Source organism: Mycolicibacterium parafortuitum (assembly GCF_010725485.1).
Classification (GTDB): Bacteria; Actinomycetota; Actinomycetes; order Mycobacteriales; family Mycobacteriaceae; genus Mycobacterium.
The window spans coordinates 114,392-127,912 of the sequence record NZ_AP022598.1; the positions used below are offsets into that span (position 1 = coordinate 114,392).

General features: G+C 66.6%; 12 protein-coding genes and 2 pseudogenes. 6 read left to right on the top strand and 8 right to left on the bottom strand.

What is annotated here, in order from left to right; all coding sequences use genetic code 11:
• Positions 1-153 precede the first annotated feature (153 nt).
• Positions 154-1,221, bottom strand: coding sequence for a phosphotransferase (locus tag NTM_RS00500; protein ID WP_163765111.1), 1,068 nt, complete (start codon positions 1,219-1,221; stop codon positions 154-156).
• Between the two features lie 53 nt (positions 1,222-1,274).
• Positions 1,275-1,760, bottom strand: a complete 486-nt coding sequence (locus tag NTM_RS00505) for a putative quinol monooxygenase (RefSeq protein WP_163765112.1) — start codon at positions 1,758-1,760, stop codon at positions 1,275-1,277.
• Positions 1,761-1,826: 66 nt separating this feature from the next.
• Here NTM_RS00505 and NTM_RS00510 point away from each other — a divergent pair, with 66 nt between their 5' ends.
• Positions 1,827-2,594 (top strand): tyrosine-protein phosphatase, encoded by a 768-nt coding sequence (locus NTM_RS00510; protein WP_163765113.1) that lies wholly within the window; start codon positions 1,827-1,829, stop codon positions 2,592-2,594.
• Positions 2,595-2,604: 10 nt separating this feature from the next.
• Here the strand turns inward: NTM_RS00510 and NTM_RS00515 are convergent.
• The 3 genes and pseudogenes from NTM_RS00515 to NTM_RS00525 all read right to left on the bottom strand — a co-directional run.
• Positions 2,605-3,297: pseudogene (locus NTM_RS00515) on the bottom strand (cytochrome P450); the annotation flags it as partial.
• A gap of 17 nt (positions 3,298-3,314) precedes the next feature.
• Complete coding sequence (locus tag NTM_RS00520; RefSeq protein ID WP_163765114.1) at positions 3,315-3,575, bottom strand: helix-turn-helix domain-containing protein; 261 nt, start codon at positions 3,573-3,575, stop codon at positions 3,315-3,317.
• Positions 3,576-3,631: 56 nt separating this feature from the next.
• Positions 3,632-3,907 carry a helix-turn-helix domain-containing protein gene (locus tag NTM_RS00525; RefSeq protein WP_163765115.1) on the bottom strand — a complete coding sequence of 92 codons (276 nt, stop codon included), beginning with the start codon at positions 3,905-3,907 and terminating at the stop codon, positions 3,632-3,634.
• A gap of 192 nt (positions 3,908-4,099) precedes the next feature.
• On the opposite strand from NTM_RS00525, the gene NTM_RS00530 reads away from it, so the two are divergent.
• The gene (locus NTM_RS00530) at positions 4,100-6,115 is read left to right on the top strand and encodes an SDR family oxidoreductase (RefSeq protein WP_163765116.1); all 2,016 of its coding nucleotides are present in this window, start codon (positions 4,100-4,102) and stop codon (positions 6,113-6,115) included.
• Positions 6,112-7,152 (top strand): nucleoside hydrolase, encoded by a 1,041-nt coding sequence (locus NTM_RS00535; protein WP_163765117.1) that lies wholly within the window; start codon positions 6,112-6,114, stop codon positions 7,150-7,152. Before NTM_RS00530 ends, NTM_RS00535 begins: the two co-directional genes overlap by 4 nt.
• On the opposite strand, the gene NTM_RS00540 is transcribed toward NTM_RS00535, so the two are convergent.
• Together NTM_RS00540 and imuA' are read right to left on the bottom strand one after the other, a co-directional pair.
• The gene (locus NTM_RS00540; RefSeq protein WP_163765118.1) at positions 7,143-8,702 is read right to left on the bottom strand and encodes a DNA polymerase Y family protein; all 1,560 of its coding nucleotides are present in this window, start codon (positions 8,700-8,702) and stop codon (positions 7,143-7,145) included. The genes NTM_RS00535 and NTM_RS00540 overlap by 10 nt on opposite strands.
• Position 8,703: 1 nt before the next feature.
• Positions 8,704-9,411: a DnaE2-dependent mutagenesis accessory factor ImuA' gene (imuA', locus tag NTM_RS00545; protein ID WP_163765119.1), complete on the bottom strand. Its 708-nt coding sequence runs from the start codon at positions 9,409-9,411 to the stop codon at positions 8,704-8,706.
• Positions 9,412-9,579: 168 nt separating this feature from the next.
• Between imuA' and NTM_RS00550 the strand changes: the two genes are divergently transcribed.
• From NTM_RS00550 to NTM_RS00560, 3 genes and pseudogenes are all read left to right on the top strand, one after another.
• The gene (locus NTM_RS00550) at positions 9,580-10,509 is read left to right on the top strand and encodes a ferritin-like domain-containing protein (protein WP_163765120.1); all 930 of its coding nucleotides are present in this window, start codon (positions 9,580-9,582) and stop codon (positions 10,507-10,509) included.
• Positions 10,508-10,996 (top strand): annotated as a pseudogene (locus NTM_RS00555) (NAD(P)/FAD-dependent oxidoreductase); the annotation flags it as partial. The gene NTM_RS00550 and the pseudogene NTM_RS00555, both read left to right, overlap by 2 nt.
• Before the next feature lie 40 nt (positions 10,997-11,036).
• A complete protein-coding gene (locus NTM_RS00560; RefSeq protein ID WP_163765122.1) occupies positions 11,037-11,900 on the top strand; it encodes a MerR family transcriptional regulator in 864 nt (287 codons plus the stop codon).
• Here the strand turns inward: NTM_RS00560 and guaA are convergent, their stop codons facing one another.
• Positions 11,901-13,460 carry a glutamine-hydrolyzing GMP synthase gene (guaA, locus tag NTM_RS00565; protein WP_163765123.1) on the bottom strand — a complete coding sequence of 520 codons (1,560 nt, stop codon included), beginning with the start codon at positions 13,458-13,460 and terminating at the stop codon, positions 11,901-11,903.
• Positions 13,461-13,521 lie beyond the last annotated feature (61 nt).

A 13,521-nucleotide genomic window follows, 5' to 3' on the forward strand; every position in this document is an offset into this window, starting at 1 on the left:
CACGACGCACAGTTTCTGCCGACCGCGGATGCTGATTTCGCAGACTCTACCGAAACGGTTGTGGCAGAACGCCGAAGGGCACTGCACGGGCGCGACATGACCCGCGGTGCCTCGACGCCACGCAGCGTATTTCCTGCTGCGTAACCGCGTTGATCAGTGACTCATACCCAGGAGCTCAAAGGGGTCGAGATCCTCGATCTGCGCCGCATACCTGCGGGTCATCGCAGTGACGACCTCCGATGGCTGCATAACCGTGGGTACGCACATCCAGAAGAAACCGTGCAGACTATGCCGACGGTACTCTTCCCACAGCTCGTCTTCGGTCAGGGTCGGTCCACCGGCCGCGGCAAGCGTATCGCGATAGTGCGCCAACAGACTTCGCTCTTGTGCGCGTCGCTCTTCCGGTTCGAGAGCTGATCCCAGGAAGTATGCGACGTCGTGTGCCCAAGGTGCCAGACATGCGGTTTGCCAGTCCAGGTAGGCCGTTCGGCCGCCGGGGATTCGGTACAACTGGCCGGTATGAGCATCACCGTGATTGATGGTATGTGTCGACGCGTCGTCGTATTTCCACAGGGCCGCGAAGGCTGCGCGTACGTAGTCGCCGTCCTGCATGTGAGCCGGCAGCTCCGGCACCTCATCGCGGGACACCAGAGGCCCGAACATCTCAGGGCTCAGCATCACCTGGAATGCCTGCCGCGCCGCCTCGACACCCACCGGCATCCACTCGAACCGGCCCGGCTTCGTACCCCACGTCTCGGCATGCAGGTTTGCGAGCAACTCCAGCGTCTGAGCTGCAGCATCGACACCCCACACGGTCACCGCGTCGCAAAACTCGGCGCCGCGAACAGTGAGATCCTCCATGATGACAATGCCCTGGTCCGATTCGCTTGCGGCGTAGAACCCTTTGGGATGTTCAACGGTGAGCACCGGGGACAGATCCCTAAAGAAGGCGCCCTCAAGTTCGTAGGCGGAGCCCAAACCGAACGCACGGCTGCGCTCATCGAATCCACCCTTGATGCACACACGCTCGGGAAGGCCCTGCGAGTCACCAACATAGGTCAACCGAGCGAACACCTTGGTCGCCGAGCCCCAGATGATCCGATCCACTTCCAGCGAGGACACCGTTAAGCCCGGACGTTCGGCGGACAGCGCTTCCGTCGCCCATTCAGCGGTCAGATCAGAGACATCGCGGACCAGAGCAGAGGCAGACATCGACTTCATGGCCGTGACCATATACGGCGTCTATACGTGATGTCAATCACTCACAACCGGTGTTAAGCGCTTTCGCCGGCCGCGCTGTGCGCGAAGACGAAAGATGAGGGCGCGCCGTCGAGCAAGCCTGCAAGGACCGGGCCGTACTCGGCGAGCGCTTCCGACCTCAGATGCACCTCGCGCGCAGCCTCATCCGCATACGATTCGACAATCGCGTACACATCCTGGTCTACGACTGGCCCCCAAGTGACGCCAACACAGCCCGGCTCGCTCTTGACGCGTTCTAAGAGCTCGGCAAGGTTTTTTTCGAACTCGGCGACGTCGTCGCGCTTTGGTTTCATGGTCACAACAACAGTCAACATTGTTGAACGATAACCTGTTTCAACACGATGGCTAAACCGGTCCCGGATGTGCTGCACCCCATCCTGCGACGCGGTCGCCTTGGAACGTGGGACGGCCCGTCCGCTTCGAATGCGTCCTGAGGGTGAACAGTTCGACGACATACAACGGTACATCTCAGGTTCCTTGGTGATGTGCAGGATCGACATGTCCTTCCATCAAGCTGATTCGGTCTCTGGTCGTGCACAGCCGAAAAGCATCGTTACGATCCAGGCATGGAAGATGCGCTTCAGCGTTACGACGATCGCGAGACCGCAGAGATCCAACGCCCCGGACCGCAGAACATTCGCGAGGTTCATGGCTACGCGGGTTCGGAAAGGATTCGCTCCGGCATCTTGTGGCGAAGCGATGCCCCGGCAGAGGGGGATTCACAGTGCACGGCAGATCACTGGCCACCCGCCACCGTCATCGACCTTCGATCGCCGACTGAATACGCGACCTCGCACCCATTGGAAGACTTCGGCGTCCGTGTCCATCGGATTCCGCTCTCGAGTCGGTTGAACCTCACAAGTTTCGATGCAACTCATGTGCCGGCCGTCGGCGGGATCGGATCGCTTTACATCGCCATCTTGGATGGTGCACGTGATGCGATTGTCGAGGCTCTTGAGGTACTCGCTGGGTCAAAGTCACCCATTCTCGTCCACTGCGCCGCCGGCAAAGATCGCACTGGCATTCTGATCGCTACGGTCCTAGCCGCACTCGGCGTAGAGCGACGATGGATTGTGGCCGATTATATCGAGACCGAATCGAATATGACTGCTGTCATGTCGCGCATCGAGCAACTTGAGCCCGATACTGCGGCGAAGCTGCGCGCGCTTTTGCTGACCATTCCAGAGGCACTCAGTGCGCCCGCAGAAGCCATCGAGACGGTGCTTGACATGTACGAGGAGCGCGGAGGGGCTGCGAGTTGGCTGCTGGCCTCCGGTTTGCGTCCGGAGACGCTGGCGATCCTTCGAGACCGGATTCTCGAACCCTGCGGGTGATAAGAGCGCGCTAGAAGTTACAGGGTAGCGCGCGGACCGCGTGCACGAAAGTCGTCTGCCAAATAGGACGGTTCGCCGACCTCGATATCCGGGATCTGGCGCAACAACTCCCCGAAGATGGCTCGCAGCTGCGCTCGGGCGACGTGCGCGCCGAGGCAGAAATGTCGTCCGCCCCGCCGAATCCGACGTGCGGATGGGGGTGCCGACCCAGATCGAGGCGGTGCGGGTCGGTGAACACCGCGCTGTCCCAGTTGGCCGACGAGTAGAACATCACCACCTTCTCCCCCGCACTGATCTGTGCGCCGCCGAGTTCGCAATCGGTGGCCGCGGTACGCCGGAAGGTCATCACCGGGGTGGCCCAGCGGATGAACTCGTCGACGGCGGTGCCGATGCGCTCGTCGAATCCGGCCAGCAGCCAGGCGCGTTGGTCCGGGTTGTCGGTCAACGCCTTCATAAGATCGGTCAGCCGGGCACCCTCGATCTCGGCATGCACCAACGCACTGAACAGATCGTCGCCCGGGTTTTGGCGTCGTTCGGCGGCCAGCGCGAGCGCCACCTGATGTAGGTACATCTGATTGGTAACCAATACCTCCAACGGGTTCCGGCCGTCCAGATAGATCGGGTCGCCCCAGGAGACCAGGGCGTCGGCGGCCGCGGCCGCCTGACGACGCTCGGACTCGGCGATACCGACCGTATCCGACAGTCGAAATGCAAACTGCGCTACTTGATGCCCTCGAGCAAGTCGGAAGCCGTCACGCCTAACGCCTTCGCCAAGTCACCAAGTCGTTCGTAAAGAAGCCCTCGTCTACCAAACTCGACATCGATGATGATGTTCCGGGAGACCCCGGACTTGAACGAGAGTTCCTCCTGCGTCAGGCCACGTTCGATGCGTAGTTCAACGATGCGCGCACCCACTGCACGACGCCGCCTCTCCCAAACTTTCACGCGTTTGGGATCGTCCTGGCTGGGGCGGGTCGGCACGTCTTTAAGTTATCAGGCACGCACAACTTGACGGCAACGTCCGCTAGCCCGGACCGCTACTCCATACCGTCGACAAGTTCGGAAGCAGTCACACCGAGCTCGTTGGCAATATCGATCAAGCATTCAAAGGCGACTCCGCGCCTACCACTTTCGACAGCTTTCATGACGCCGGCCAAGAGTCCGACCCGGCGCGCCAGTTCCTCCAGACTGAGTCCACAATCTTCCCGCAGGTGGGTGATCCGCGATCCGACGTAACGACGCCGGCGCTCCGAAACTCCCGCACGACCGGCTCCTGTAGAAAGTTCAGCTCCGCCCTCGTTGACCTCGTCCACTCGCCAATCTTAGCCCTACTAGTAGGGCATTTGATCTGACCGGCCAATCCATTTCACGCCAGGCGCCCATCGGGAAGTTGTCTCAGATTCATGTCATATATGAAATCGACATGACAGCCATCGTGAGAATATGACACCGGTTTTGAGAATCTACAATTGACGGACAACCCGGGGCGAGGCGAGCATGTCCGCATGCGCTATGTCGTTACCGGCGGTACCGGGTTTATCGGCAGCCGGTTGGTCACCCGATTGCTGGCCCGCCCGGACACCGCCGCGGTGCACGTGCTGGTGCGCCGCGACTCCGTCGGCCGGTTCGAACGCCTCGCGCAGCACTGGGACGAGCGCGTGCAACCGCTCGTCGGTGACCTCACCCTTCCCGACCTCGGGCTGACCGACACCACCGTCGCCGAGCTCGGACACATCGACCATGTGGTGCACTGCGCCGCGGTCTACGACCTCACCGCCCCCGAGAACCGGCAGCGCGCCGCCAACGTCGACGGCACCCGCGGGGTGATCGCGGTGACCCGCCGCCTCGGCGCGACGCTGCACCACATCTCGTCGATCGCGGTGGCCGGGGACTTCGGCGGTGTGTACACCGAGGACGACTTCGACGTCGGCCAGAACCTGCCGACGCCGTATCACCGCACCAAGTTCGAGGCGGAAGCCCTGGTGCGCGCGGCCGACGGGCTGCCGTTGCGCATCTACCGTCCCGCCGTGGTGGTCGGCGACTCCCGCACCGGTGAGATCGACAAGGTCGACGGGCCGTACTACTTCTTCCCGGTGCTGGCGGCGCTGGCGGCCCTGCCCCGGTTCACGCCGATGATGCTGCCCGACGTCGGGCGCACCAACATCGTGCCGGTGGATTTCGTCGTCGACGCGGTCGCCGCCCTCATCCACCTCCCAGGCCGGGACGGCCAGACGTTCCACCTGACCGCGCCGAAATCGGTCGGCCTGCACGGCATCTACCGCGCCGTGGCGTCTGTGGCGGGCCTGCCGCCCCTGATCGGGTCGCTGCCCCGCGCGACCGCCGCGCCGCTGCTGCAGGTGCGCGGCAGCGCGCGGGTGATCCGCAACATGGCCGCCACCCAATTGGGCATCCCCGGCGAGATCCTCGACATCGTCGACCGCGCACCCACGTTCACCTCCGAACACACCGACGCCGCACTGCACGGGCTCGGGATTCAGGTTCCGGACTTCGCGGCCTACGCGCCGCGGCTGTGGCGCTACTGGGCCGAGCACCTCGACCCGAACCGGGCCCGCCGCGACGACCCGGCGGGACCGCTGGTCGGCAAGCACGTCGTCATCACCGGAGCGTCCAGCGGGATCGGCCGGGCCTCGGCGATCGCGGTCGCCGGCCGAGGCGCGACGGTGTTCGCGCTCGCGCGCAACGCCGAGGCGCTCGACGACCTGATCGCCGAGATCCGCGCGGCCGGCGGGGACGCGCACGCGTTCACCTGTGACGTCACCGATTCGTCGGCGGTCGAGCACACCGTCAAGGACATCCTCGGCCGGTTCGGCCACGTCGACTATCTGGTCAACAACGCCGGCCGCTCGATCCGGCGTTCCGTGGTGGCCTCCACCGACCGGCTGCACGACTACGAACGGGTGATGGCGGTCAACTACTTCGGCGCGGTGCGGATGGTGCTGGCGCTGCTGCCGCACTGGCGGGAGCGCCGGTTCGGGCACGTCGTCAACGTCTCCAGCGCCGGCGTGCAGGCCAACAACCCGCGCTACAGCGCCTACATCCCGTCGAAGGCGGCCCTGGATGCGTTCGCCGACGTCGTCGGCACCGAGACGCTTTCGGACCACATCACGTTCACCAACATCCATATGCCGCTGGTGAAGACACCGATGATCGCGCCGTCGGGCCGGCTCAATCCGGCCCCGGCGATCTCGGCCGAGCACGCCGCGGCGATGGTGGTCCGCGGGTTGGTCGACAAACCCGCCCGCATCGACACCCCGATCGGCACCTTCGCCGACTTCGGGATGTATCTCACGCCGAAGCTCGCCCGCCGGTTCCTGCACCAGCTGTATCTGGGCTACCCCGATTCGGCTGCGGCGCGCGGGATCACCGAGGATGACACGGTGCAGTCCCCCCGGCAGTCCCGAACCACACAGTCCCGAATCACACAGTCCCCCGTACCGTCCGTGCGCATCCCCGGTCCGGTCAAGCGCGCCGTGCGGCTGTTCCCCGGCGTGCACTGGTGAGCGGCGCGCGTCACCCCGTCTTCGTCGACGTCGACACCGGCGTGGACGACGCGATGGCCCTGGTATACCTGTTCGCCAGCCCCGAGGCCGAGCTGGTCGGTATCGCGTCGACGGCGGGAAACGTTGGTGTGCACGACGTGTGCCGCAACAACCTGGCCCTGCTGGAGTTGTGCGGAATCACCGGGGTCCCGGTGTCGCAGGGTTCGCAGACCCCACTCGTCGCGCCGCTGCGCACCGCCGAGGACACCCACGGTCCCGAAGGTATGGGCTACGCAAAGCTGCAGTCGCCGCGCACCGAGCTCACCGACCATGACGCCGCGCAGGCCTGGGTGCGGGCGGCGCATGACCATCCCGGTGAGCTGATCGGGATCGCGACGGGACCGCTGACCAACCTGGCGCTGGCGCTGCGGGCCGAACCCGCGCTGCCCCGCCTGTTGAAGCGCCTGGTGATCATGGGCGGCGCGTTCGACTACCGCGGCAACACCACACCGGTGGCCGAGTGGAACACCCACGTCGACCCGGAGTCGGCCGCCGAGGTGTTCGCGGCATGGACCTCGTCCGGCGCCGAGCATCTGCCGATCGTGTTGGGGCTCAACCTGACCGAGCACGCGGTGATGACCCCGGAGCTGCTGGGCCGGCTCGCCGAGGCCGCCGGGTCCTCCTCGACCCCGATGTCGGCGCTCGATCCACGCGGCACCGCGTCGACGGCGTCTCACCCGCTGATCCGGGTGCTCGAGGACGCGATGCGGTTCTACTTCGAGTTCCATCACGACCAGGGCGAGGGATACCTGGCTCATCTGCACGATCCACTGGCCGCCGCGGTCGCGCTCGACACCACCCTGGTGCGGTACCGGCCCGCCCCGGTCGACGTGGAGTTGACCGGCACGCTGACCCGCGGCATGACGATCGCGGACTGGAGCGGGCACTGGGGCAGGCAGCCCAATGCGCTCATCGGCACCGAAGTCGATCCCGCCGCCTTCTTCGACCGGTTCATCGCGCGGGTGGGCAGATTCGCCCGGCAGCTGGATCATTCGTAGACCCCTTCCAGATACCACCTCCTCTGCCGGTAGCACAGCAACAGCGCCTTCTGCGAATCCAGCAGCACCTGCGCTCTGGCCGTCCTGCCGCTCTTCGACGACGGATCCCACCACCGTTCGTCGACCGGCCACGGACCTGCCCACCACGACAACTGTCCCGACCGCCCGGGTGCCTGCAGCCGGAACGGCACGGCGCTGAACAGTCCGCGACCGGTGACCCGCACCGGGGCACCGTCGGCGTCGAACAGTTCGACCGGGTCGTCGAGCAGTACGGCCGGCGACGGCTCGGGCAGCCGTCCCGGCCACGGCTGCTCCGGATTCGCCTGGGGCACAAGCTCGTCCCCGAACGGCGTGAAGGTGATGCGTTCGGCGGGACCGCGGCCACCGCTGAGCACCGGAACCTTGACGGCGTCCGGACCCAGCAGACCCTGCACGCGCACCAGCGCCCGCCGCGCCCGCAGCCTGTCCTCCTCCCCGATGCCACCCCACAGTGGCAACTGCATGGCCTCAGCCGAGACCACCTCCACCGGGCGCAGGCGCAGCACGGTGATCGGGGCGGACGGCCGGTCTCCCGGGTTGCGCCGGTTCAGCCAGCCGTCCAACTGCCAGCGCACTCGGTCTGCTGTGGCGTCCTCGGTCAGCGGTTCAGCGCACCGCCAGACCCGTTCCAGCTCTTGACCGTTGGCCGTCACCGCATGGATCGCCAACCGGGTGCAACCCACCCCGGCCGCCTCCAGGCTGCGGTGCAGCACGCCGGCCAGCGAGCGTCCCGCGAAGGCCGCCGCATCCACCCGTTCGATGGGCGGATCGCAGTTCATCACCGCGTCGAGCTCTTCTTCCGGCTCCCGCCCGGACGGCCCGCGCGCGGGCTCCCCGCGCGCGATGCGGTGCGCGGCGACCGCGTCGGCGCCGAACCGGGACGCGACGTCGCTGCGGGACAACTCGGCGAACTGGCCGATCGTGCGGATTCCCATGCGCCACAGCAGATCCACCAGCTCTTCGCGCGTGACGCCGGCCAGACTGGGTTCGGACGCCAACTGCCGGATCGACAGCGTCGACAGGAACGGCGCGTCCCGGCCGGGGTCGATGATCCTGCCCGCCCGGGCCGCGAAGACCGCCGTGGGCAGTTGGTCGGCGATACCGACCTGACATTCGGCGCCCGCGGCGGCCACCGCGTCGACCAGTCGTTCCGCAGCGGTCTGCTCGGAGCCGAAGTACCTGGCTGCTCCGCGGATCGACAGTGCCAGCAGGCCGGGGCGCAGCACCTCCGCGCGTGGCACCAGATCGTCCACGGCGAGCGTGACGTTCTCGAAATGCCGGGCGTCGCGTGCCGGATCGGCGGCCGCGACGTGCAACTCCGGGCACCGGGCCTGCGACTCCCGCCGCCGCAGCCCCCGCCGCACCCCCGCGGCCCGCGCCGCCGCCGAGCACGCGATGACCCGGTTGGCCAGCGTGACCGCGACCGGCACCGTCGGTGGCAGACCGACCGAGGCCGCGGCGGCGACGGCGGGCCAGTCCATACACCAGAGGGCGAGCACCCTGCCTGCCATCTCATCCGCCCACGGCGCGTGCGGGATGCCCGACCGAGCGACCCCTGGCCCGCATGGCCAACCGCACCCTGCTGATCCGGCCGCATCCCGGGGTGGGTTTCCCGTCCCGGCCGCCGGCGATCTCGTAGCCGCTGACGCGGGCGTCCAACCGCGCGGAGGCTCCCTGCCAGTCGCCATCGGTGACCAGCAGCGTGCAGCCGCGCTGCCGAGCCCTGGCCACCACCGCCCTGGCCCTTCCCACAGGCACCGTCCGACCTCCGAGGCCCAGGACCACCAGGTCCATCCCATCCATCAGTACCGCGGCCACCTCCACCGGATCGGCCCCCGGTTCCGGGATCACCGCGATCCGGCTCAGGTCGGCGCCCATCTCCGCCGCGGCCAACAGACCGACATCGGGCTGACCGATGATCGCGACGTGACCCCCGGCCGCTGTCACGGCCGCCACCATGCTCAGCTGTAGCGAACGCGCCCCAGATGCCACCGCCACGGTTCCGCGCGGCAACGAATCCGGAAGCACCTCAGCCAGCGAATCGGGCATCGGCAGCAAACTATCCGGAGGCGCAGATGGCGACGTCGGCGCTGCCGCGGGCGTCGCTCCCCGACGGTTCGCGCCCACCCTGCCGGAGATCGACGCGATCTGTTTGCGAAGCTGTTCTACCTGTTCAGCGCGCGTAGCGGGACACCGGTTCACGCTCTGCGGTGTCGTCACAGCTGCACCTTTCACCCCATCCGACTCATATATTCTTCGAAACTTTGTTCGATGCCGCCAGTAAACACCTCCCCACCGACAAGCGTCAACAAGAGCGGCCCGCCTCCGACCATGCCACTGCGAAATAGCGACATTGACAAATGCCACCATTGGGAGTTGCATCCGAAGATGGCGATCGACATGGACGCGATGCTGGCCAAGATCAAGGACCGGCAGTGGGCACTGGCCGACATCGACTGGAATGCTCCCGGCGCGGAGATGATCACCGAGGAGCAGCGTCCGAAGCTCAAGGCCTTCATGGCCGACCTGTGCTGGATCGAGAACATCGGCGCGCGCGGTTTCGCCGCACTCGCCAAGAAGGCGCCCACCCCGACGATCGCCGAGATCTACCGCTACTTCCACGCCGAGGAGCAACGCCACGCCAACGCCGAACTGGCACTGATGAAACGGTGGGGCATGCTCGACGACGGGTTGGATCCCGAACCCCCGGAACCCAACGTGAACATCCGGTTGGCGATGGACTGGCTGGACAGCTACGCCGACGACATGTCGTTGTCGGTGCTCGGCACCGTCATCCCGATGCTTGAGGTCGCCCTCGACGGGGCACTGCTGAAGTTCCTCCTGGAGGAGGTCGACGACCCGGTCTGCCATCAGGTGTTCGAGAAGATCAACAACGACGAATCCCGGCACATCGCCGTCGATTTCGAGGTGCTGAACATGGTCGGGCACGCCGACCTGCGCCGGCTGGCGATCGAGTTCGTCGCAACCGTCGCCAGCCCCGGACTGATCATCGGGGCGATCATGTACATCCCGCTGCTCAACCGGATCCGCAACGAGATCGTCGGCATGGGCCTGGAACCCGAACGCCTCTACAACGCGGTGAAGCGCTTCCAAACCCTGGGTGAGCGAGGCGAATTCACTCACCGGGTGCCCACCTACCAGGTACTCAAGCGGCACGCCGCCGCCGTGGTGAACCCGGGCCATCCCTACCATCTGCTCGCCAATTCCCTGGTCTGGGTCTCCGAGCGCTATCCCAGGAAACTGCTCAGGCCGATCCCGAGCTGGTTCAACGAACTCACCCACGAACCGGCAGCCTGACATGACCGCGTCGGACCTGCGCGGCGTCGACACCTACCGGGGCGACCGGATCCGCGTCGAATCCTGGCACCAGGGTTACGATTTCGCCGGCAAGCGGGTCGCGGTCGTCGGTACCGACTCGCACACCGTGCGGATCGTCCCCGAACTGACAGGCATCGCCGCATTCGTCAAGGTCTTCCAGTGCGCGCCACGCTGGATCTTGCCCTATCCGGTCCCCGCGGAGTTCACCAAAGCGCCGGTGCTGCAGTGGGGTATCGCCCGCCTGGCCCAGGCACATCTACGCACCCAGGTGGCAGATCCGTGGCTTCGCCGCCAGCTGACCCCGGACCATCCGCTCGAGGCGGCCGAGATGCTGGTGTCCAGCGATTACTACCCTGCCTTACAACAAGCCGACTGCAAGCTGATCGACTGGCCGATCGCCACGTTCAGCCCGGTCGGTGTCCGCACCAGCGACGGCGTGGAGCACCATGTGGACACCATCGTCTTCGGCGATGCCCGCGGCCGCGATGCGCGATATCTTCGCTGATATGTCCGGCCCGATCCAGACCATCTTGCGCCGGCTGCGCCGCGGCTCCCGCGATGTGGTCGAGAGCGCGGTGTCGCAGTTGTTCGACGCCGCGGTCAAGCCGCACGGCGGCGCCGAATCCGGTGAGTACCGGATCGAGGAGCTTGCGCGGCTGGCGGGCACAACGACCCGCAACATCCGGGTGTACCGGGACCGCGGGCTGCTGCATCCGCCACTGCGGGTGGGGCGCATCGCGTTGTTCAACGACACGCATGTGACCCGGCTGCGGCTCATCACGTCGATGCTCGACCGCGGCTACAACATCGCCCACGTCAAAGAGATGCTGACGGCGTGGGAGCAGGGCAAGGATCTGGGTGACATGCTCGGCCTGGAGTCCGCGATCGCGGGAAGCTGGGCCACCGAGAAACCGCAGCGGATGCTGATCTCCCAGGCGCGCAGGCTGATCGACGACCAGGCCGGCTTCGACCGGCTGGTCGGTCTCGGGATCATCCGGCTCGACCACGACCACGCCACCATCGTGCGGCCCACCCTGGTGGAGGCGTTCATCGAGATCCGGCAGTACGGCATGGCCCTCGACAAGGTGATCGACGTCCACGAGCAGGTGAGCCCGCTGCTGGATCAGATCAGTGCGATCCTGGTGCAGGCAGGCCTCGACGAAGTGGTGGACAAGATCAACCCGGGTGCGGCGATGCCCGATGACGTCGAAGTCGCCGAGCTGATAACGACGTTGGTGCGCTTCCGCACCCAGGCGGTCTCCGCCGTCGGTGCCACGCTGGCGTTTTCGATCGAGTCGGCAGTCGAATCGGTCGTCGCCCGACTCCTGGGTGACCTGATCACCCGCGATGCCGAAGCCGCGGGCGAGTAGTCACTCCCACTCGATGGTGCCCGGCGGCTTGCTCGTGATGTCGAGCACGACCCGATTCACCTCGGGCACCTCGTTGGTGATCCGGGTCGAAATCCGTTCCAGCACTTCATAGGGCACCCGGGTCCAATCCGCGGTCATGGCGTCCTCGCTGGACACCGGCCGCAGCACGATGGGGTGTCCATAGGTGCGTCCGTCACCCTGCACACCCACCGACCTGACGTCGGCGAGCAGGACCACCGGGCACTGCCAGATCTGGTGATCCAGACCCGCCGAGGTGAGCTCCTCGCGGGCGATCGCGTCGGCGCGGCGCAGGGTGTCGAGCCGATCGGCGGTCACCTCCCCGATGATCCGGATACCGAGGCCCGGCCCCGGGAAGGGTTGCCGCGCAACGATTTCCTCCGGAAGTCCGAGTTCCCGGCCGACAGCGCGGACCTCGTCCTTGAACAGCAGCCGCAGCGGTTCGACGAGGGAGAACTTCAGGTCGTCGGGCAGTCCGCCGACGTTGTGATGGCTCTTGATGTTCGCCGTGCCGCTTCCCCCGCCGGACTCCACCACATCCGGGTACAGAGTGCCCTGTACGAGGAACTCGACCTCACCGTCAGCCGCGCCCAGGGTGTCGCGCACCGCGCCCTCGAAGGCACGGATGAACTCCCGGCCGATGATCTTGCGCTTGCCTTCGGGGTTGGTCACCCCTGACAGGGCTTCCAGGAACCGGTCGGCGACGTCGACGGTCACCAGGTTGGCACCGGTGGCGGCGACGAAATCGCGCTGCACCTGTGCCCGCTCACCGGCACGCAGCAGCCCGTGATCGACGAACACGCAGGTGAGCCTGTCGCCGATGGCGCGCTGTACCAGCGCTGCGGCCACCGCGGAATCGACACCCCCGGACAACCCGCAGATCGCGCGCCCGTCGCCGATCTGGGTGCGCACCTGCTCGATGAGGGCGTCGGCGATGTTGGCCGGAGTCCACGTCGCGTCGATGCCGGCGAAGTCGTGCAGAAAGCGGCTCAGCACCTGCTGTCCGTGCGGGCTGTGCAGAACCTCCGGGTGGTACTGCACACCGGCCAGCCGCCGGGCGCGGTTCTCGAAGGCGGCGACCGGGGCGCCGCTGCTGGTGGCCACCACGTCGAAACCCTCGGGCGCCGCGGTGACCGCGTCGCCGTGGCTCATCCAGACCGGTTGGACCGCGGGCAGGTCGGCATGCAGTTCTCCGCCGGCGACGTTCAGCTCGGTGCGGCCGTACTCGCTGGTCCCGGTACGTGCCACCGTGCCGCCGAGCGCCTGCGCCATCGCCTGAAACCCGTAGCAGATACCGAACACCGGGATGTCGAGGTCGAACAGCGCCGGGTCGAGTTGCGGCGCCCCGTCGGCGTACACGCTGGACGGACCGCCGGACAGCACGATGGCCCGCGGGTTGCGCGCCTTGATCTCGTCGACTCCGGCGGTGTGCGGGACGACCTCGGAGAAGACTCTCGCCTCGCGGACGCGTCGCGCGATGAGCTGCGCGTACTGCGCGCCGAAGTCGACGATCAACACAGGGCGGGGAGCTGCAGAATCCACCGGGACAGTCTAGTGAGGTGTGGGCCTCGGTGACGTCGGTGGGCGATGTGGCCACCGGAGC

What these genes read in the sequence shown, in the direction of transcription:
- NTM_RS00500 (WP_163765111.1), bottom strand. Translation starts at nt 1,221, where the DNA reads ATGAAGTCGATGTCTGCCTCTGCTCTGGTCCGCGATGTCTCTGATCTG.
- NTM_RS00505 (WP_163765112.1), bottom strand. Translation starts at nt 1,760, where the DNA reads ATGTCGATCCTGCACATCACCAAGGAACCTGAGATGTACCGTTGTATG.
- NTM_RS00510 (WP_163765113.1), top strand. Translation starts at nt 1,827, where the DNA reads ATGGAAGATGCGCTTCAGCGTTACGACGATCGCGAGACCGCAGAGATC.
- NTM_RS00530 (WP_163765116.1), top strand. Translation starts at nt 4,100, where the DNA reads ATGCGCTATGTCGTTACCGGCGGTACCGGGTTTATCGGCAGCCGGTTG.
- NTM_RS00540 (WP_163765118.1), bottom strand. Translation starts at nt 8,702, where the DNA reads ATGGCAGGCAGGGTGCTCGCCCTCTGGTGTATGGACTGGCCCGCCGTC.
- NTM_RS00550 (WP_163765120.1), top strand. Translation starts at nt 9,580, where the DNA reads ATGGCGATCGACATGGACGCGATGCTGGCCAAGATCAAGGACCGGCAG.
- NTM_RS00560 (WP_163765122.1), top strand. Translation starts at nt 11,037, where the DNA reads ATGTCCGGCCCGATCCAGACCATCTTGCGCCGGCTGCGCCGCGGCTCC.